The organism is Clostridium beijerinckii (assembly GCF_008705175.1).
Classification (GTDB): Bacteria; Bacillota; Clostridia; order Clostridiales; family Clostridiaceae; genus Clostridium; species Clostridium beijerinckii.
Map to the genome: position 1 here is coordinate 3,998,748 of NZ_CP043998.1, position 21,381 is coordinate 4,020,128.

Annotated in this window: 22 protein-coding genes; 1 reads left to right on the forward strand and 21 read right to left on the reverse strand. The window is 28.8% G+C overall.

Going from position 1 to position 21,381, the window contains the following annotated elements; genetic code table 11:
- Positions 1 to 125 precede the first annotated feature (125 nt).
- The 20 genes from F3K33_RS18030 to F3K33_RS18125 form a co-directional block, all read right to left on the reverse strand.
- Positions 126 to 1,271 (reverse strand): glycoside hydrolase family 113, encoded by a 1,146-nt coding sequence (locus F3K33_RS18030; protein WP_039771729.1) that lies wholly within the window; start codon positions 1,269 to 1,271, stop codon positions 126 to 128.
- A gap of 168 nt (positions 1,272 to 1,439) precedes the next feature.
- On the reverse strand, positions 1,440 to 1,814 hold the full coding sequence (locus F3K33_RS18035) for a hypothetical protein (RefSeq protein ID WP_023974091.1): 375 nt from the start codon (positions 1,812 to 1,814) through the stop codon (positions 1,440 to 1,442).
- Positions 1,815 to 1,837: 23 nt separating this feature from the next.
- Positions 1,838 to 2,857: a nucleotidyltransferase domain-containing protein gene (locus F3K33_RS18040; RefSeq protein WP_039771727.1), complete on the reverse strand. Its 1,020-nt coding sequence runs from the start codon at positions 2,855 to 2,857 to the stop codon at positions 1,838 to 1,840.
- On the reverse strand, positions 2,854 to 3,633 hold the full coding sequence (locus tag F3K33_RS18045) for a nucleotidyltransferase domain-containing protein (RefSeq protein WP_039771725.1): 780 nt from the start codon (positions 3,631 to 3,633) through the stop codon (positions 2,854 to 2,856). Before F3K33_RS18045 ends, F3K33_RS18040 begins: the two co-directional genes overlap by 4 nt.
- 21 nt (positions 3,634 to 3,654) lie before the next feature.
- Positions 3,655 to 4,236: a hypothetical protein gene (locus tag F3K33_RS18050; protein ID WP_051144834.1), complete on the reverse strand. Its 582-nt coding sequence runs from the start codon at positions 4,234 to 4,236 to the stop codon at positions 3,655 to 3,657.
- A gap of 36 nt (positions 4,237 to 4,272) precedes the next feature.
- Complete coding sequence (locus F3K33_RS18055) at positions 4,273 to 5,496, reverse strand: RtcB family protein (RefSeq protein ID WP_039771724.1); 1,224 nt, start codon at positions 5,494 to 5,496, stop codon at positions 4,273 to 4,275.
- A gap of 168 nt (positions 5,497 to 5,664) precedes the next feature.
- The gene (locus F3K33_RS18060; protein WP_039771722.1) at positions 5,665 to 7,116 is read right to left on the reverse strand and encodes a TROVE domain-containing protein; all 1,452 of its coding nucleotides are present in this window, start codon (positions 7,114 to 7,116) and stop codon (positions 5,665 to 5,667) included.
- A 789-nt stretch (positions 7,117 to 7,905) separates the two neighbouring features.
- Positions 7,906 to 8,919, reverse strand: coding sequence for a WYL domain-containing protein (locus F3K33_RS18065; protein ID WP_039771720.1), 1,014 nt, complete (start codon positions 8,917 to 8,919; stop codon positions 7,906 to 7,908).
- Positions 8,903 to 10,207 (reverse strand): helix-turn-helix transcriptional regulator, encoded by a 1,305-nt coding sequence (locus F3K33_RS18070; RefSeq protein ID WP_039771719.1) that lies wholly within the window; start codon positions 10,205 to 10,207, stop codon positions 8,903 to 8,905. Before F3K33_RS18070 ends, F3K33_RS18065 begins: the two co-directional genes overlap by 17 nt.
- A 27-nt stretch (positions 10,208 to 10,234) precedes the next feature.
- Positions 10,235 to 10,753 carry a GNAT family N-acetyltransferase gene (locus F3K33_RS18075; protein ID WP_039771718.1) on the reverse strand — a complete coding sequence of 173 codons (519 nt, stop codon included), beginning with the start codon at positions 10,751 to 10,753 and terminating at the stop codon, positions 10,235 to 10,237.
- Between the two features lie 199 nt (positions 10,754 to 10,952).
- Positions 10,953 to 12,044 carry a leucine-rich repeat domain-containing protein gene (locus F3K33_RS18080; protein ID WP_039771716.1) on the reverse strand — a complete coding sequence of 364 codons (1,092 nt, stop codon included), beginning with the start codon at positions 12,042 to 12,044 and terminating at the stop codon, positions 10,953 to 10,955.
- A gap of 221 nt (positions 12,045 to 12,265) precedes the next feature.
- Positions 12,266 to 12,715, reverse strand: coding sequence for a flavodoxin family protein (locus F3K33_RS18085; RefSeq protein WP_023974101.1), 450 nt, complete (start codon positions 12,713 to 12,715; stop codon positions 12,266 to 12,268).
- 270 nt (positions 12,716 to 12,985) lie between these two features.
- Entirely contained in the window at positions 12,986 to 14,248 is a 1,263-nt protein-coding gene (locus F3K33_RS18090; protein ID WP_023974102.1) for a sensor histidine kinase, read from the reverse strand.
- Positions 14,241 to 14,921 (reverse strand): response regulator transcription factor, encoded by a 681-nt coding sequence (locus F3K33_RS18095; RefSeq protein WP_039771712.1) that lies wholly within the window; start codon positions 14,919 to 14,921, stop codon positions 14,241 to 14,243. Before F3K33_RS18095 ends, F3K33_RS18090 begins: the two co-directional genes overlap by 8 nt.
- A complete protein-coding gene (locus F3K33_RS18100; protein WP_023974104.1) occupies positions 14,914 to 15,468 on the reverse strand; it encodes a UBA domain-containing protein in 555 nt (184 codons plus the stop codon). Before F3K33_RS18100 ends, F3K33_RS18095 begins: the two co-directional genes overlap by 8 nt.
- A gap of 121 nt (positions 15,469 to 15,589) precedes the next feature.
- Positions 15,590 to 16,132 (reverse strand): UBA domain-containing protein, encoded by a 543-nt coding sequence (locus tag F3K33_RS18105; protein ID WP_039771710.1) that lies wholly within the window; start codon positions 16,130 to 16,132, stop codon positions 15,590 to 15,592.
- Positions 16,133 to 16,326: 194 nt separating this feature from the next.
- Entirely contained in the window at positions 16,327 to 17,484 is a 1,158-nt protein-coding gene (locus tag F3K33_RS18110; RefSeq protein WP_039771708.1) for a nucleotide disphospho-sugar-binding domain-containing protein, read from the reverse strand.
- A 608-nt stretch (positions 17,485 to 18,092) separates the two neighbouring features.
- A complete protein-coding gene (locus F3K33_RS18115) occupies positions 18,093 to 18,515 on the reverse strand; it encodes a VOC family protein (RefSeq protein ID WP_039771707.1) in 423 nt (140 codons plus the stop codon).
- Between the two features lie 184 nt (positions 18,516 to 18,699).
- A complete protein-coding gene (locus tag F3K33_RS18120) occupies positions 18,700 to 19,401 on the reverse strand; it encodes an MBL fold metallo-hydrolase (RefSeq protein WP_039771705.1) in 702 nt (233 codons plus the stop codon).
- Between the two features lie 274 nt (positions 19,402 to 19,675).
- Positions 19,676 to 20,245, reverse strand: coding sequence for a TetR/AcrR family transcriptional regulator (locus F3K33_RS18125; RefSeq protein ID WP_039771703.1), 570 nt, complete (start codon positions 20,243 to 20,245; stop codon positions 19,676 to 19,678).
- A gap of 153 nt (positions 20,246 to 20,398) precedes the next feature.
- Here F3K33_RS18125 and F3K33_RS18130 point away from each other — a divergent pair, with 153 nt between their 5' ends.
- Positions 20,399 to 20,908 (forward strand): HXXEE domain-containing protein, encoded by a 510-nt coding sequence (locus tag F3K33_RS18130; protein WP_023974114.1) that lies wholly within the window; start codon positions 20,399 to 20,401, stop codon positions 20,906 to 20,908.
- An 86-nt stretch (positions 20,909 to 20,994) separates the two neighbouring features.
- On the opposite strand, the gene F3K33_RS18135 is transcribed toward F3K33_RS18130, so the two are convergent.
- Complete coding sequence (locus tag F3K33_RS18135; RefSeq protein WP_039771700.1) at positions 20,995 to 21,348, reverse strand: winged helix-turn-helix transcriptional regulator; 354 nt, start codon at positions 21,346 to 21,348, stop codon at positions 20,995 to 20,997.
- Positions 21,349 to 21,381 lie beyond the last annotated feature (33 nt).

The window sequence follows — 21,381 nt, forward strand, 5'->3', positions numbered from 1 at the left end:
TTTGCCATTATCTATACCTCTTGTTCAACGTAACTTTTAATTGAATATATAGCAAAAAGTATCACTTATCATATGATACGCGATACTTCAATTTACTATTTATTTTTATAACTGCACGGAATAATTTATTTTCCATTGCTATACCATTTTTTTATGACTTCTGTACTTTCTTGACTTGGATAATAACGTTTGTCATTGCTTTGTTCACCAACTGCAAATATAGAAAATCCTAAAAACCAAGGTTCGTCTTGAAACTCTCTTCTATAGGCTTCAAAACAATTGGCTTGCTCAACGTTATTAATGCCATTATTCTTATATGGATTCCAGTTCCATGGCTCATATGATGCGTAATCAAATTTAGGAAAACCAAGTTCTCCAAAGAAAATAGGCTTATTCCATTTATCATAGAAATTTTTTATTTCTTGTTTTATATTTTGATGTCTAACTTGTCCACCAAAATCTATCTGAGAATTTTCTATTGCGCTTGTAAGATTTCCAACTGTATTTGTAGGGTTATTTGTAAGTTCGAAATAAGCTGCTATAGAAATAAAATCTACTTTTGAAAATAACTTATTATTTAACTTGTTATTATATGCAGTAATACTGTCAGGAGCCCATGAAGCAGTATCCCATTTATTTGTTCTGTATGTTACCAATCCTTTATAATATGTTCTAACGTAATCTATAATATCACACCAATTGTTTTCTTCTGATTCCATGTTAACTAGATTACTTCCTATGTTTAGGACTGTTACATTATATGGTACTGCAATATCAGTTATCAATGTCTTTAATACATTAGTCTTCCAATTTAAAAAGAAAGCATTCATGTTATTCGGTTTCCATTCAGTTTCAGCCTTTGTGCCCTGCTCTATCCAAGGATATGGCTCTAATATTACATTTATATTGGTATTTGTATTCTTCAATTGTTTAATTAAATTAATTGCCTTTTCTTCACTTATTTTATCAACTATCATACTACTTGAAGAAATATTATCTACATCTATCATTACAGGTATATTTAAGGTATTCAACTGAAACTTATTCATATCATTTAGCACTTGTTCAGTATTATAGTCTGTTGATAAGCTACCTGATTTAATCTTCTTTCCATCAATTATCCATCCGATTTTAGAATTTGATGTTTGATTATTTGTAATAGTAGCTGCTTGTACATTAGATGAAATAATAAAAAAACTACTGAAAATAATTGCTATTAAAATTATATTTTTCAGTTTGTCTACTGTTTTGCAATTGTTTATATATTTCATGTATTTATTTCTCCCCTAACTTTGTGCTTTTATAAGTTCTATTTAACATTCACCCTTGTAAATATATTCCTATTATAACACAATTTAAGGTAGCACATTAGTTAATTTAAAAAACATTTTTATTTGTTATGTAAGCTTTACAGATGGCTCCACCATATGAAAATAATATCAAATCTTGCTCTCTCTTTTATTAATTTCATCTGTTATTAACGATTTTGAAATATACATTGCATTTATGATATTCTTAAGGCGAGTGTGATGAGATGTACCTTCCTCAAATTTTAGTTTAGCTTTTTCACATTTGCTGATAATAGAAGCTACTGGTGGTAGTGCTTCCATTAATTCTTCTTTTGTATATTTATCCACAATATCTTCATCTATTATTAATGATTTTGAAATATATAGAGCTTTTAGCCTATTTTTAAGAAGAGTATGTTGTGAGGTGCATTCTGCAAATTTTAGCTGCGCTTTTTCACAATTATTAATAGTTGAAGACACAACTTTTAGTGCATCTACCAATTCTTTTCTTGTGTATTTTTCCATAGAATTTTACCTCCTAAACTAATCTACTTAATAATTTTTCTTGTACCATTATAATATCTCTCATACAAAGATATCAATAATTCTTCAACTTGCCTCTCATCAGGTTCTTTAGGCAATGTAGTATTAACTGATGCTTCTTTAAAATTAAAATCATACAACTCGACTAGCTTAAACAATTCATCATAACTATACTTACCTTTTCTGATATCCATTAATAAATCATGCTCATTCTCTCGATAAGTGTTGATTTCATGAGTTTTTAATATTTCTGTTCCCATGATTAGGAGCCTTATTAAATGCATAGCATGTTTTAAGAGCTTCCCATCATCTTTTTTTCTATTCCTATGATTAAGCTTATCATAATCGTGAACAATATTACTCATTTCTGAGTATATACTTTTAAAATCTCTTAAAGAATACTTATCTATATGAATGTCCATTAATATCTCTGTTTCTATTTCATTTTTATCAGATTTATCAATGTATAATTTTATGCTACCCTTTGGAAACTCTGTATAATTAGATGAAAAATGATTCATTTGATTATTTATTGTATTAAGTATATGCTTCTCTTTTTCTTCCTTCGGATACTCATCCCTTGCCAAGGCATTTTGCAGTCTTCTTAATTGTGCAGTAGCATAATTACCAAAAGTGTGTATCACTCTTTTTGATAAGAACAACTCTCTATTTTTACGTAATGCCTCCCCATATTTATTCATATATATAATATGCTCATCCTTAGTACCTAATAATTCAAGAATATTAGGATTTCCCTTTAATGCTAATGAAACAAATTTCCTAAGTCCATATATAACAGTATCAGTTGCTGTATCTTCAAATTGTTCAAAACTTTGAAATCCATATATATTTTCTTTTCTTTCAATTGTAATTCCTCGTAAATCTACATCACTATTATCTATATTAGTACCATATCCAATTGACCCTGAAAGTGTTAAGTATATTATGTTTTCTCCTAAGTTTTCATTTGAATGTATAAATTTATATTCCTCTTTATTTAAAATTTCCTTTGTTACTTTATTCATTCTATATCACCACTATATTCTTTAATAGTCTTATGGAAAAATTCATTTAGGATACTAGAATCTCTTTCTTTTTCAGTTTTAATATTTTTTGCATAACTATAATAATATTCTAGCTTGTCTCTTAAGAATTCCATTAATTCTGTAGGTTGTTTTATCGTGTCTGACTCTATCCTATCAGCTTTAATAGTAACAAGTTCTTCTATTATCGTCTTGACTTTGTCATCCATTTTAACTTCTTTCATCATTGCTTGTAAATTCATAGGTGGAATTGTATTGAAATTCTCTATCCACATACATGATAAAATTGGCCTAATAACATAAAAAAGCTTTTTGATGTTAACATTATTTAGGCCTTCCAATCCCTCAAAGCTTTTCTTTGCAATATTTATATAATGGTATGTGACTGATATTGGTGAAAAGTACTTTTCTGCCACCTGTCTTAATTCTTTTACAAGCTCTTGATTTTGCCTGTAGGTAATTGGCGATGATAGCCATTCTAATAAAGATGCATTTGACCTGTACATTAGTTTTAAAGCTTTTCGAAGATCCCATCCATTAACATCTAGCACCTCATCTACAGGTATTTCAATAATATCAGGACCTTCAAATACACTTAAATACCATTCAACTGGATGTACATAGATAAATCTCACATCAAAATCACTATCCTTAGATTCAAATCCCCAGCCTCGACTTCCTGACTCTATTGCATATAGTATTTTTACATTATTTTTTTCTTCTATATCTCTTAATTGAGCTTGTATTATTTTCTCCATAAATCTAGTTTCGCCCCTTCCTCATTTTGGATATAAAAAAGCCTTATTATATCCCAATACATTTCTATAAAATTTGTATCCCACATACTTTTTAAATTTAATTCCTTTATAATAGCAACCCCAGTAACTTCCCATACGTGCATAACCCAAAGCAATAAAACTTTCATTTTCATTAACAAATTCAGCTATTTGCTCTTTAGAAATTTTTGTAATATTATCATTGATGCATTCAATTATCTCCATCACATATTCATCACAAAGCTTTACAATATATGGAATAACCCACTTAGGAATTTCGTTGAATGAAAAAATTGATTCAATATGCTTTTGTCTTATAAATCCATTATCATTTCTGGAATAAATACAATGCAAAATAATTTGCTCAGTTTCTGTTAATTCTTTTACAACATCATCTAATAATTCTTTATTATAAAAACGATATGGAATTTGAAGCTTTTCTCCGTCTAAACTGATATCTGCAAAGCAATTTTGTAGTATAGGAAAACAATTATAATAGGGTTCTTTTGATTCGATTATATTTAATACATTCTTTACATATTTCTCTAAATATTCAGGAAAACCTGAAACAAATTTATCTAACAATCACATCACCTACTCAATATATTAATTTTCGCTTTCCTAACCCTGAGCTTTAAAATTATAAATTGGTTTGATTATTTCAATAATATCAACAGTCTCAGAAATATTTTCAAGTATTTCTTCCTTAGGCTTATACACCATTGGAGCTTCATCAATTGTCGCTTCTGTAACTGAAGTTGTAAAAATCCCTTCCATTGAAGCCTTAAATTCTTCCAAATTGACTTTTTCCTTAGCTTTAGTCCTGCTCATAATACGGCCTGCCCCATGTGGTGCTGAGTAATTCCAATCTGGATTACCTTTCCCTATTGCAATTATGCTTCCATCTCTCATATTAAGGGGAATTAATACTTTTTCTCCTTCATAGGCTGAAATACTTCCTTTTCTAATTATATTGTCTTTGAAATTTATATAATTATGAGTAGTAGAAAATGCTTCAAATTCATCAAAGCCTTTTCCAAACATCTTTTTCAAAATTATATCTGCCATTGTGTTTCTATTTAAGACAGCATATTCTTGGCAGATATTCATATCATGTAGATAATCCTTCCTATAATCTCCACTTAAAAAGCACAACTCTTTTGGGTAGCTTGGCATTAAGTCATTATATAGTGCTTCTAAATCTTTTAAAGCTTTCTGGATTTCTTTTCTACGCCCATCAGCTTTATATTCACTAATTATTTTTTCTCTTTTAACAAAGTAATCACCTTTACCACTGCATAAATCTATTGCAAGATTTTGATAAATGCTAGCCACTTGTGTTCCTAAATTTCTACTTCCCGAGTGAATCACAAGATACTTTATGCCATTAGCACTTTCATTTATTTCAATAAAGTGATTTCCTCCACCTAAAGTGCCGATACTTCTTTCAATTCTTTTAGTATTTTTCAAGCTTCTATAACATTTTAAATTCTGCAATTCTGGGAATCTAACTACTCTTCCTTCATGGACATTCATTCCTGATGGAATATATTTATGGATAATCTCATCTAGCTTTTCTAAATCAACATCTACTATTCCTAAATTTACAGTTAACATCCCGCATCCAATATCAACTCCTACAATATTAGGAATGACTTTATCACCTAAATCAGCTGTAAATCCAATAACACAGCTTGCCCCTTTATGTGTATCAGGCATTATTCTAACCTTACAGCCCTCTACAAAAGGCTGATTACATAATTCTTTTAATTGTTCAATTGCTTCTGTTTCTATATTATCTGTAAATACTTTTGCAGTATTATATTTTCCTTTAACTTCTATCATAAATATTACTCCTCTAAAATTAAGGGGAGAAAAACTATTTAAGTATTTAGTGCTCTACCACCTGAGCTACTTATAATCTTTCCAAATTATAAGACCGGGTTCGAACCGGTGACATCTATCGTTAAAATCGAAGTAACTTAAATATACACTTCCCCTTACTATTTTTGTCTATATAATTGATTCTAATTTTTCCTTAAAATAATACTCTTCAATCTTGTCCTTTATATTGCTAAGACCGTTTTCTACATTTGGTATGAATTCTAGTATTTTTTCATTCCAGCCCGCAATTATATTTACTTTGTCTCCTTTAAATTGCTGTGTGCCATAACCTAAAAGGTCAATTGCATGTACCCAGACATTAGGATTTACTTGCTTTCTATATTGATTTATCAAATCTTGGCATACTCTAGCATATCCATAATTTATTTCGTTGTCTGATAGAATTATTATTCTATCAACATAAATTTTATTATCTAACAAATGATATATTGGCAATGAAAGATTTGTCCCTCCGCCTGTAACACTTATAGAATTTGCATTAGCTATAATTCCATTTGTAGCTGCAAAAGGAGTTATTTTAAATCTTGTATCAAAAGTACTTGTTATAGCTTCATCACAAATGCTATTTGCAATCGCCATAAGAACAGTACCTATTTCAGCACAAGTAGTATCACTTTTTCTACTTAGCGTACTTCTCATAGAACCTGATACATCAGTAGATATAAAAGTCTTACCGCTTAATCTACCTATATTTTTTGTAGACAATCTAATTGCATTTTCCAATACATCATAAATTTTTGATGTTCCAAGGCCTTCATTTGATAGTACATTAAATGCTGAATAATATCTAAAAGGTAGCTGCTTGCTATTTTTAACTCTATTCTCATTTTCTAAAATTTCATATACCTTTTCTATATTATCTGGTTCAGCTTTAATGATGTTTCTCAAATTACGAAGTATAGCCATATAACCAAGCTTATTGCTATCAATTAATTTTTCCCAAGTATTCTTGTTATTGCCCTCACTTGAAAGCATTGTTTCCCATGTAAATGGTGTTTCTAGGTTATCCTCAAGTAATCTCTTAAACATATCGCTTTGCTTACCTGTACTTGGTCTTGGATGAACTAAATTTACTATGTCCTTAAGTTTAATCTCCTTTGCTCTATTGTATTTTGCAAGAGAATACTCATCAAATCTTATGAAAGAATCACCTAAACCTTTCTTCAGTGAATTTGGAATTGGTTTACCATATACATTTAAGTAATAACTTAAAATTTCCGCCATATCATCTACTCTTTCAACGATTTCACTTAAAACTCTTCTAACATACTTCTTTCCCTGCACATCATGAGCAAGCTCTGCAGCCATAACATGAGATATACTTCTTAAATGAATTTCTTTTCTAGCATATATGGCCAAATTTGCTACAAATTTCGGATCTATCTTAATAACATTTCTTAAATCGTTAACTATTTCTAAAGAATTATCTCCATAAAACTTTCCTTCATTAAAGAAACTTGTTAAAACTTCAGTTATTAATTTTTCCTTCAGTTCCATTTTAAAAGCCACATGGCCTTCCCTATTTACTGTTGTGTTTCTAAAAAAATTAATTTTTGACATTTTAATTTGCTCCTTTCAATAATGAAGTTATATTTTTCAGATGACTTATGGAGTTGCACCATACTAATACTCTTATCATCATGTTAAATCAATTTTAATTAAATTTATTGATATCCTTTGCGTCCTACTTGTGAAGAAAAAATTTAAAACAATAAGGGAGAAAACCTAAAAGTGTTCATTGCTTTTATTGCAATTATCTTTACTCCGAAGTAACACCTTCATGCACTTCCCTTAATTTAATATAGAGAAAAAAGCTATTTAAGTATTCTGGTGGTGTGTTATCCCTTCTACTATACATATTAAAATATGCAATTGGATTCGAACCAATATTACCCCCCCTAAAACGAAGTAACTTAAATATACACTGCCATATTTTTTCATCAATACAACAATTTAATAAGGAGAAAAGTTATTTAAGTATAATCTATTAGTGCTCTACCTGCTGAGCTACTCACAACTTTTTTAAGAATTATGAGACTGGAATCGAACCAGTGACACCTATATTTAAAATGAAGTAACTTAGATATTCACTTCCTTATTGCTTTGCCCTCTCGACTACAATACTTATTATATTATTTCTATAATTTTCTTACAGACAAAAACTTTGCATCTTTTGAATTATAATCCATTAGTACCAATAAAATGTTAAACGCCTGTCTCAATAAAAATAATCTAAATACACTTAAGTAGCATATATACTGAAAAGCAAAAGAGCCCGAAGTTTTTTAACTTCCAGCTCTATTTCTTGATTATATATAATTAAGATAACTTATTTATATTTTCCATACCTTAAGTTGTTTCATACATAAATGCTCTTTTAATCTTATCAATAATAATCTCTCTAACCCTATTAGGCGCCTTTACTTTAACATATGGACCTAAGGACATTATTTTCCTTATAACCTCATCTTCTTCAAAGGTATAATAATAAATATCTATTTCATATTTATTTTTTGAAATGGTTCTAGAATTTCTTTCAAATGAAGAAAAACTCATAAAACACCTTTCCATAGCTCCCCTAATATCTTCAAGTTCAATTGTAATTGGAACTTCTGAGTATTTCTTTTCCTTTAATTTCTTAAGAACATCTTTTCTTTTTATATTCGAATCTACATTTTTGGCTATTTTAACTTCCTTTAAGGTATGTAAATTAACTAATATAGATCGTTTCTCATCTAAAGAATATAGGGATGCTCTAAATTTATCATCTTTTAATGAATACTCAATTCTAATTGGAATTGCTAATTGGTTATTATATTCATTGCCGTTTTTATCTACATTAGAATATAATATAGGCTTCTCATTAATTATACCTTCCAAAATAGTATAGAAATCCTTACTTAATTTTTCTAAATCAATATCAAAGCCATTTTGTACCTTATTTGTAAATTCTATTATTTGATTACTTCCCTTTTCTTTCATATCTGTCAAAGCTGTTTCTAATTTTTTTGAGGTTTCTTTTCCAAGTAAAGTTTGTACTACTGGTTCCTTAATCATTCCATTAAGCCAGGATTTTTCTAGCTTTGAAAATCTGACTTTAAGAGGTATACTATCTTCACTATTTAAAATACTATAATATTTTCCTTCTCTTTCTTCTAAAAAATTGAAATTATCCTCTTTACCATATTGATTTAAAATCATTCCTTCAAAAGTTTTAAAGTCTTTTCCTATTACTTTTTCATCGTACTCCTCGTCTTCAATAAGCCTTATAATTTCATCTTTATAAAGTCCATTTTTTGCTAGATTTAAAATTCTAAACACTAAATGAAAATATTTATTTTTATATTCATGAAATAACTCCATAATTATTTAGCATATCCTCCCAATCCTTTTTTATTTTCTTATGAAGATATCTAGGTGAAATAACCTTTAAATAGCCACCATATTTTCTAATCCACGGAATCATTTCACAAGAATCATTTACTATCTTTTTAAATAAATATTTAGTATCACTTATCTTCTCAAAAGTGCAATCCCCAAGCTCCCCTTTTATCTTTTCAACTATATAATATTCATTTAAAGAATCAATATTAACTTCAAATTCAACTTCTTCGTATGGAGTATCAGTGTTATGAGGCACACTTGAAAAACTTTTTTCCATAGCTAATTTATACTTTTCCTCATATTCCTCATAATTAAATCTTGTTTTTAAAACCTCAATATCATCTTTCCTATCAAGCCTAGCACTAATACATCTTCCAGTGCTAGTAAACGAAAAGACGTAGAACCTTCCACATTCAACATCGTATCTAAGCTTAAAAGGCCTAATCACTTCATTATCATACATCTTGACACGAGTGGTTTTGCAATCATTTTTAAATCTTATCTCATTCCTATTTTCAATTGCTCTCATAACTTTCAAAATCAATTCTTCTTCAATTATCGGATGAAAATGCAGGTTTTTATATTGGAAACAATTCTTATCCTTTGGTATTACATTTCGTTCAAATTCTAAATAATCCCTTAGTGTATCAAAAAAATAATGTCCACTTACATTAGGAAAAATAATATTTTTATATAAATCCACTATATTATAAAGCTTTAGAATTTCTTCATTATCAAGTTCTTTTAGTATATCCTCTGAAATGTAATACTCTTTAACTCGTCCATTTTTCTCAACTGATACGATTTCCATAGAATTTGCTAATTCATTAAGCTTTCTTTCTATAGTTTTACTACTTATATTTTCATAATCAATCAATTCTTCACTTACCAGTTCATTTTCAATATCTGAAAAGGCCATTGGTTTATTTTTATAATTTAAAATTAAAAGCAAATAATAATATAGGATAATATCAGCTTTAGTAAAACTCTTGCTCAAATATGTATTGACTAAAAAGTTTTTCGTATTTGAAATATCATCATAGCTTAAACTTAAAAGTTTATTCTTACCATCTTTATCTATCTTAATAAAATCCTTCTCTATATATTGTTTAATTCGGCGCATCTCATAACTAACTTTTCGTGAGCTCCCATGATTTTTACTTTCTAAGTCACCTTTTGAAAAACATCCGTATAAAAAAACGTCCCGAAGTATTGAACGTATTAAATCATAATGCTTAATAAAATCTGGAAAAATAGAAATCCCCACCTTTGCTTAATCAATCTCTATTCAGCCCTATAATGATTTTTCAAAACACTTCAAATCTTCCCATATCACATTTTGAAAATGAAATTTTGTTGTACCTACATAAACATATCCAATCTTAGGATATAGCGTTGCAGCTGGAATATTGCCTTCATAAGTATCAAGGCGAATAGCTTTATATCCTTTCTCTTTTGCGTATTTTTCAATGAATTCCATCATTATTTTTGCTTTACCTTTTCCACTTGCAGAAGGTCGAATACACAAAGTATGAATGACCATAATTTCGCTTGGTTTTGCCTTTGTAACCCACGAAATATTGTCATATTCTTTGGGTTGAATACTATTAAGCACTACGCATCCATATATTCCGTCTTCGTCTTCACCAACAAACATTGTATTATTATCAATAGCACTCCTTGCATAATCAACTGTTGGATAAATCCCCTTTTGCCAATTTGTATAAGACACTGTTTGTTCTTCATAATCCAAAATCTCATTATATATCTTTTCTATTTCCAAAATATCATCTATAGTAGCAACCCTAACCATCGTCTTTCTCCTCCACAAATCACTATTTTTTCTTTCACTTATTATAACATATCTTGTAAATACCACACTTCGAAATTTTTAAATAGCATTTTATACCTTACCTCATAAATACTCTTTATGGCAAATAGAAATTTTGTTTATAAAAATAGAGTAACTTTAAGCCACTCTATAAGATTATTTATTTAATTATTGATTATGACTAAGCGCTTACTACAATCTTATTTTGATTTACACCAGATCTACGTAAAAGTTGTTTCATTGCTTCACTCTTTACATAAAAGTTTGTATTTTTACATCCACCAAATGCACTCATTCCTATTTGAGTTACACTGTTAGGAATTGTCATGCTTGTTAAGTTAGTGCAACCTGCAAAAATACTAGGTTCTATAGATGTCAAACCACTTGGAATGTTTGCACTTGTTAAGTTTGAACATCCAATAAATGCACTATTTACTATACTTGTTACACTATCAGGAATCTTTATCTCTGTTAAGCCTGTACACCCTTCAAATGCTCTGTAATCTATAGTTTTTACACTATCAGGAATTTCTATGCTTGTTAGATTTGTACATTTACTAAACGCACTATTTCCTATAATTATTACACCACTGGGAATTGTATAATTTTTATCTACTTTTGCAGCCGGATAACATAGTATATTAGTTCCGTTTTTACTATATAACACTCCATCAACACTTTTATAACTTATATTATTATCATCTACAGATATATTTGCTAAGCTACTACAACCTATTAATGCTTTTTCCCCTATAGATTGAACGCTTGCTGGAATATTTAAGCTTGCCAAATTTGCACAGCCATAAAATGCAGAGTCTTCTATATTTGTCACACTATTAGGAATAATTATATTTTTAATATTATTGTGTTTATAAAATGCCTTATTACCTATGCCTGTTACTGCAACATTATCAATTTTATCTGGAATTACTACATTGCTGTCAGAACCTAGATATGCTACTATTTCACCTGATAATTTGCAAAAAGCCCATGCTCCATTTATTGTGACATTTGTAAATTGACCATCATCATTTAATCCAACTTTATCTCCAAAATCATTTGGCTTACCATGATCCATATAGCCTTGTGAATCAAAAAAATATAAATACCCATCTATTACTCTGAAACCTTCAGCCCATGAGTTTCCTTCTGTATACCACCAGCCTTTTGCATCCTGTTTCCATTCTGCATTTGCTCCTATCGGATTTAATGCCAATACTGAAGCTGCTACTAATGTAATAGCTATTACTTTTGTTAATTTTAATTTTTTCATATTTCTCTCCTATATCCCCTAAAACTTAATAAATATTAATAATATATTAAATTTTACCATTCCTATAAATAATTGTCTATAAATCTCTTAATCCTTTATAATAAATATAATAATCCTACTTGCATTGTCCCACTTTAAAGCTGCATAAAAAAAATACCACATTTTCTAAATGCGATATTTCAATCTGTTATTTATTTTTGCTTGTAAATAATGATGAAATATTATAAAGATATAAGTTTTTTAGCAAAATCTTTTGCATTTTGAAAATCCTTATCATTTGGTCTGCCTTTAGCGATTCCACCAATTAATTTAAATGGTCCAAAAGTATCATAACCCTTGCATGCAAAACTACCAACAACATTAAACCCTTTTTCTTTTAGCTTTTGTTCAACAAGATTATTATATTTGGTTTTACCCTGTCCACTCGTAGAAAAAACAAATACTTTTTTATTAGACAAAGTTGGTAACTTGTCAATTAACTCAAGAATATTTTTATGTAACTTCCCATAATATATTCCAGAACCAAAACCTATTAGATCATATTCATTTAATGTATTTATCTTTAAATTTCTTGTTTCTATTATATCAGCATTTATAGATTCTCCCATTACCCTTGCTATTTTTTCAGTATTACCATGATGTATAGATGAATAGATTAATAAAACTTTCACATTAATATCCTCCTAAAGATATACTACAAACCAATTATAACATATTTTGTAAATATTTAATTGTTCTGTTTTCATATATATTGCAATTCACAATGCACATCCCAAAATTCACAATTATAGCTAGAATTCTTGTAATATTTTTAGAATTATGATGAAGAATTATTTTGGCGACGTATATATTATGGTTAATAGTATTTTAATTTAAATATTATTATATAGATTTATTTTTAAAATATCTTCTTCTGTATCCTTCTTCACTTATACTTTCAGTTAAAAATTTATCGAGCTGCTAGGTAAAAATATTGTTATCCTAGTACCAATGCCTTTTCTGCTTAATACAGAAAAATATCCTTTGTGTCCATCAACAATCCATTTAGCTATAGATAGTCCTAACCCAGTACCACCGTTCTTTCTAACTCTTGCTGTATCTGCTCTAAAGAATCGCTCAAATATATGTGGTATGTCATTTTCATCCATTCCTATACCATTATCCTGGATTGAAAAATAAGGTTCATCTTTTTCATTTATTCCTGTTTTCAGCATTATAACTTCATTTTCTTCAGTATACTTAGCTGCATTTTCAATTAATATTCTAGCTGCCTGCTTAAGTAAACCAATATCACCCTGAACTATTATTTCTTCTGAACTATAGTATTCATATATGTGTTTTTCATCAATCATCTTCGACTCTTCAAGAACTTCATTCATCATATCATTTAGTAAAAACTCTTTAGAGTTAATCTGTGTTTTACCATTAATCCCTCGAGCTAAAAATAATAGCTGTTCTACTAGATTTTTCATATTTTCAGATTCACTTTTAATGGCTTCAATAGACTCATTTAATACACTTTCATCATTTTTTCCCCAACGATCCAGCATATTAGCATAACCTTGAATTACTGAAATTGGAGTCCTAAGTTCATGGGATGCATCAGAAACAAACCTTGCTTGTTGTTTGTAAGAATCTCTCATTCTTTCTAAAAGATTATTTATTGCCTCTTCTAATCCATGAAGCTCACTATCCCCTGTATATATTCTTTCATCTGAGATTACAGGGCTAATTTTAGAGATGGCCTCCTCAAGATTTTGAAACTTCTCTTCATCAAAGGTCATATTACTAAGTCTGCTTGCAGTTTGAGCTATTTCATCAAGGGGTTTTAGCGTCCTTCTAATTTTCATTGTTCCAAAGATGATTTCTTTCAATAAAAATATTCCCTCTATAATAGCTATAGAATTAACCACTCTTTGAATTATATATAAATAACTACTTGCATCTTTAATCATAGTTTTACCGTTATCAAAAACTACTGTATATGTGGAACTTTCTATTGGAAAAAAGATAAATGTTCTTTTGGCATTTAACAAAAATTCTCCATAGAAATTAATTTCCAAATCAATGCACCAATATCCAATAAGAAAGAGTATTAAAAATATATCAATCCAAAGAAACTTCGAAAATAGCTTTCTTACAAAAACAGAATTCAATTTTATTGCAATAGATGTAACATTTTTTGATTTACTAACCTTATTCATCTTTTATAACGTATCCTACTCCACGTACTGTGGTTATTATCTTTGTTTTAAATACATCATCTATTTTAGTTCTTAAAAATCTTATATAAACATCTATTACATTAGTTTCTCCAATATAATCATAGCCACATACTTTTTCCATTAGTATATCTCTAGTTAATACTATGTTCTTATTTTCCAATAAAATTTTTAGTAAAGTAAACTCTCTGTTTGTTAATTCTATTTCTGTATTATCATACATTACCTTATGTCTCATCTTATCTAAAGACAATAATCCGCAGCTTATTATGTCTGTATCTCTTTTTTCAATAACAGTTCTTCTTTTAAGCGCTGTTCTTATTCTTGCTAATAACTCTTCTATTGCAAAAGGTTTTGTTATATAATCATCTGCTCCTGCATCAAGTCCAGATACCTTATCCATAACAGCATCCCTTGCAGTAAGCATTATAACAGGCAAATCTGAATTTTTTCTAATTCTACGTAATACTTCTAATCCATTTATTTGTGGAATCATTATATCAAGAAGTATTAAATCTGCTTCACCCTTTTCAGCTATTTCAAGACCTAATCTTCCATTATCCGCTTTTAATATTTCATATCCTTCATGTAACAATTCTAACTCTACAAATCTTGCAAGTTTCTCGTCATCCTCAACAATTAAAATTTTAACCATTTTTAAATCCCCTCTTTAATTTACCTTTTACCTTTTTTACATTTTCTGATATTAACTTAAATACATGATTAATCTTCTTCACTTCTCTCCTTTTTCCTGATAGTGAAAACTCAAGATCAAAGAAAAGTCCTACTATATATAAAGGAATGACAGTACCAAAGGAGAATATTAATAAAAGTATAATCACTGTAACTGGAATCCTAAGAAATACCTTATTACCTTTCTTTATTTCAAAGAAAATATTATTACATATGTCTATTATTTTGCATACTTTTACAAAAATTCCTTCAAAGGTATTATCCTCTTTTGTATTACTATAATTATTCCCGTAATCCTTATTATTAGTTATCACGCCATTTTTATGATTTTCCTTATATTCATTAGTATAAAAGATATTAACAGAAGGCTTTTGAACTTTACCTATGTCTTCTAAATAAACAAACGCATCTAAAATGTCCCAGTTCGACTTTTCTAGCGCACTTTTGGCTTCTTCATAACTTATATTAGCTTCGTTTTTTAATTTTTCTACAAGCTTATAATCTTCCATAGTAACCCTCCATATCCATGGCTATCTGATAAATTATACCATTTAATCTAATGCTTTTATATACACAAAATTAGAGGCTTCGAATAATTTCAAAACCTCTAGTGCTGTCATTAGATTAATCCTATCCTTTATAGCTTTCTTTAAAATCACTTTTTATATTATCTGCTGATTCTGAAGCTTTATCCAAAATATCATTAACCTTATCAGTATTAATATCAGGGCCTGCTATTGAATATTTATATCCAAAAAATAAACCAACTAATAATAATACTGAAACAGGCCAAAACCCGATTATTAACAATAACGCTGCTATCGTAAGTGATATCCTTATTGGCTTTTTATTTTCCTTTTTCATTTCAAAATAGTTTTCATTTCCTTTGCTTATAACCTTCCCTATAAACTTAAACATTCTACCAATAATTTCTCCAATGCCTCCACTTTTCTTTTTATGATTTTCCTCATTTTCTTTTTTATTTTCTTCATTATTATCTACAGCCACTTCTATAATTGTATTGGCTCCATTATTTTCAACTTTTCCTTGTCTTTCTAAATAAATTATAGCATCTAAAAGATCAAAGTCACATTCTTGCAACACTGCTTCTGCTTCTTCATAACTTACTTTGGTCTTTTCCATTAAAATTTTAATCATTTCATTTCTTTCCATATTAATCATCCTCCAAAACTTTGTATTGACTTATCATGTTTATATAGTACTTAGAGAAAATTAATCTAAAATATAAGAAAGATTAAAATCAGATTAAAATTGCATAATTTTTTATAATAATATGATAACAGACGTAATCAGCCAAATAATTATATCTTTCATTTTGCTATACTAATACTTAAAAATATTGTTAATTATATTATATTTTCTATAGCCTGTACTGCTTTACTTGTCCCTCCTAGATTTAATAATTTTTCTCCTGCTTTCTTAGAATTATCTGCATATATATTATTTGTACTAAATTCATTGACTATTTTCTTAATCGTTTCTGCATTAAAAATATTTGTTTCTAATGAGACACCTGCCTTCAAATTAGATATTGAAGCAGCATTATACTTTCTCTCAAATACATTTCCAGGGCATACAATTTGAGGTACGCCATATATTAAACCCGTCATAATACTATTTTGACCACCATGGTTCATATAAGCTATGGCTTCTGTCATAAGTTTACTAAAATCAAATCTTTTATCTACATTAATATTATTTTTCTTGTATGGTTTCACTTGTTCTGTTGCAATATATATTTGAAAATTAGTTTGCTCAAATGCTTGCGTTAAAGTGTATATAACTTTCTTTGGTAAAATTGTCCCATTGCCCATGTATGCTATAATTTTATTTTTATTATGATCTTCTGATCTAAAATTAGGTACAAAAAATGGACCTGTAAAAACTAAATTTTCATCATTAATGGGTTCTAACTCATAAGAGCTTGGAACTATTTTTAAATCGGCCCAATTAAATATATCAAGTGCTGATTCGATTGGAGGTAGTTTATTTTCTTGAATAAATCTTTTAACTCCTGTGCTATATTCAGGATTAGAGGCAAAATACTTCGAAGCAGGATAACTGAATCCTGTAACAACTTTAATATTTTCAAGTTTTGAAGCAACAATAGCCGCAATTCTAAATTCGGCATATACCACATCCGGCTTAAAATCTAGTATTGCCTTTCTGATACAAGACACATCTTCTGAAAAATGCTTGTACGTAATTGCTCCAACAAAATGAAGCACCTGTTCATAACTATTAACCTTTTTCTTCTGTTGAATTCCAAGTAATTGTCCAATTTTAAACATTCTTTTTCCCAAAGACATAGGCATTCCAAATGGTGATGGAATTGGCGCATAATAATTTTTTACATTTTCTATTTTTTTATAATTTATATCTTCTGCCGCGCAAAACGCAACTTCATGTTTTCTTTCTATTAATTTATTACATAAAGCTGCTGCTCTTGAAAAAGGGCCACTTGTCTCCGCCATTGCTGCCATAGGTGCTATTAAAATTTTCATAAATAGTCATTCCTTTTTATATATAATATAGTATTCTAATATTTTATACTTAATAAGCTTCTTATATGAATATTTTCCCAAACACTGCTATCATTATAGGCAAATCTTTTAATTATCTAAAGCAATTTGCTTTTTACAAAAGTCTTATCTCTTTTTCAATTCAATTTTTATTTCATCCTCAATCATTTAAAAACACGCTCCATAAATTTATTTATACTCTCAAAACTTTTCTCTGCTGATATTAGAACATGTTCTCCTATTTTAAATAACGTAAAAATCTATGTTTTCTTAAGGTTGCAGCCTTCAACCCCGCATTATTCAAGCATATTCTGAAGAATATATATTCTAGTATTCTTCAGAATAAATATGGCTTAGAATATATATTCTTCACCATATTTATGGTAAAGAATATTAGAATACAGTGGTGCTTGTGAATCGTTTTTGCTTAGAAATAAAATTATAACGCTGGCAAAAGCTGCTACTGCTTATTCCCAGCGTTAATTGTATACCTAATCATCTGTTTTTTCCTCTTAACTTAGCTAGTTCTGCTTATAGATTATCTGTGTTCTTTTATAATTCTCTTATTTTTAAAGTAGATAAATTGTGATTTATTTAACTCTTTTGAACATTTGATGATTTTCATTAAACTCGACCAAATCCCACAAGTTACCATATAGATCTTTAAATACTGCAACAATTCCATAATCCTGTTCTTTAGGCTCTCTCACAAATTCTATTCCTATTTCTCTCATTTCATTATAATCACGCCAAAAATCATCAGTTCCTAAGAAAAGAAAAACTCTTCCCCCTGCTTGGTTTCCTATAAAATCCTCTTGTTCAAGCTTAGATGCCCTTGCAAGCAGTATTGTTGTTCCACTTGAACCTGGCGGAGATACTACTACCCATCTTTTCTGTTGTTCTGGTTGGTATGTATCTTCCACTAATTCAAAATGAAGTTTTTTTGTGTAAAACTCTATTGCTTCATCATAATCTTTCACTACTAAAGCAATATGTACAATTGATTGAATCATTATTTATCCCTCCATTACTTCATTAAAATCAATACATAAATCACATTTATCTTTCAACATAATTATCACGAGTTTCATTTATGGCTGACCACTCTAATTGCTATTTCCATGAACTCCACGCCTCACCTGAAAAATTAGTATATTCACACAAATATATTCTATAATTCATATAACTCTTCCTAAATTATATTAGATCAACTACATTAAACCCTTGTTTCTGCGCTTCCTCAATAAAATTTTCTCCATCAATATGAATACAATAAACTTGATTTCTATATTTGATAGGAATATTTTCACTCAACACTCTTAATGAAGTGTGTACATTCTCTTCATTATCATTAATGCACGCATCATGATAAACTAAATTTCCCGACTCTAGATAAGGAATTAAATCAAAGTTTGTCTCATATGTATCTCCACTATAAAAAATATCATTTTCTTTATCAAACTCTAATTTATAGGAATAAGTATTCCATGTCTTAACGTGCTTAGTTATAGATGCTGAAAATTTCAATCCCAATGAGTCAATTCTCTTATTATCAGCATTATCTACAATAAAACTCTCACCTTCTTTTAATCCGAGAAGTTCTAAAAACATACTTATTTTTTCTTTTTCATTAAAATAAACATTAGTAACTATTTTATATTTCCAATAGCAGAATCCTATAAATCCACCTAATGAACCAATATGATCTGAATGCATATGAGTGATTAATACATGTATCTCTTTAATTCCTTTAAGTAATTCTTTTTCCAAAATCCTTTTAAATACAGTTTCACCACAATCTATTAGTAAAAATGTTTCATTTTTTCTTATATAGGCAGCAGTATTTCCTTCTTTAATGTGATAACCTGACCCTCTTCCTAAAAACTCTAATTTATTCATAACTCCCTCTCAGTTCCATCATATTTATACTTTGCTCATGATATACGACCAGCAGCAGATCTTATAAACATGCTGTAATTTCATTTCTATTATAACATTTTTTAACATTACTTTTCTTAGAATTTACATAGAAAATAATATAGCAAAATAAAATTATAACGCCGACAAAAGCTTCTACTGCTTATTGCCAGCGTTCATTTTATATCTAATCATCTATTTTTCCTCGTAACTTATCTACTTTAATAGATTATCTGTTTTTTCTATATAGCACTATTCATTTACATGGATAATCAAACACTTCTCCTAATTTTAAAACAAGCTGAGCATGACTAGTCAATTCTTCATATCCATCATTTTGTAGGCACCACTTAATTGCAGTCATAACAAGTGCTGCATATAATTCTGATAAATAATCTAAAATTTTAGGCGACTTTTTATTTTTTGTTTTATATTGGTCATAAAAACTTCTCTTTAAAAAATCAGACATATCATCATACAGATGAATAGTATCTGTATGAATTGTAAAAAGAGCTAAAATTTCTTCTCGTCTAACAGATAATATATTATATAAAGGTTTTATAACCATAATTGCATCTTCTACATTATCACAGTCAAATCGATCTTTTACACCAGTTTTTAGCAAGTCAAATATTTCATTGCAAAGAGTTTCAGCTAGTTTGTATTTATCTGTATAATGCTTGTAAAATGTAGAGCGATTAATCAAAGCCTTGTCCAATATATCTTGTACTGTTATTTTGTAAAAGTCTTTTTGCCCAAGTAGATAAATAAAAGATTCTTCTATGTTTCTTTTTGTCTTTATAACACGCAAATCATTTTCATTCATATGCAGTTCCTCCATACCATTATTTTAAAGAAGTTTATATAGATAAACAACACTTTGTATAATTTTTGTAGTTTAAGTGCATAAAAACTTAGATATTGATGTTTGAAGCATTAAAGTAAATGAGTAAAATAAATAACAAAGGGGGAATGAAAAATGAATGAATTAAAATGGTTTGTATGGGTTTTTCCTTTATTATTTATTGTACACGATATGGAAGAGATTATTATGGCAAAGCACTGGTGCAAAAAGAATTTAAAACAATATATATCTCTAGCTATAACTCCCTTTGGAGGCACAAAAAATACAGCTGGATTCGCAATAGGTGTATTTGAAGAATTGATTTTGTGGATTATAGCTACTATGATTGGCAACATTAGTGAATTTTATGGTTTGTGGTACGGTTTACTTGTAGCAAATATCGTTCATCTGATCTTATTTCATATTATATTATTACCATTATCCTACCGTCATTATGTCCCTGGTGAAATAACAGCATGGCTAACAGTTATTCCATGTTGCTATATTTTAAAACTTGCTCAGAATATCTTGGGATACTCTGTTATTGAAATTTCTATCTGGGTAACAATAGGAATTATATTTGCTTTCGTAAATATGAAGATATTGCATAAAAACATCGATAAGTTGCCTAAATTGTTAGAATGATCATACTTTAACTGTATGCATTCCCATTTACAATAATATGTACCCAATTTGACAATCTCTAATTAAACGTTGTTATAAATATGTGCTTACTGATGCTTATTATTCCATCGCATCATTTCAACAAAAATAAGGTATAAATCTTTTCCTGCCTGAGATAGTGAGTATTCAACATGTGGTGGAATTTCGTTAAATTGGGTTCTATCAACTAAGCCCTTGTTTTCTAGATCTCGAAGTGTAGATGTGAGCATTGTATTAGTTATTTCTCCTATTTGTTTTTTTAAATCACCAAAACGAATAGAATCACATTTCATTAACTCAAAGAGCACTCGAATATTCCATTTTCCTTGGAAAAGCTCTAATGTTTTATATGTCCCACAACTTTTATCAATTCTTACATCTTTTATTTGTTCTTGATACTCCTTAAATGTTATGTCTATCATTTATTTTGTTCTCCTTTGGTTTTAAAAAGTCAG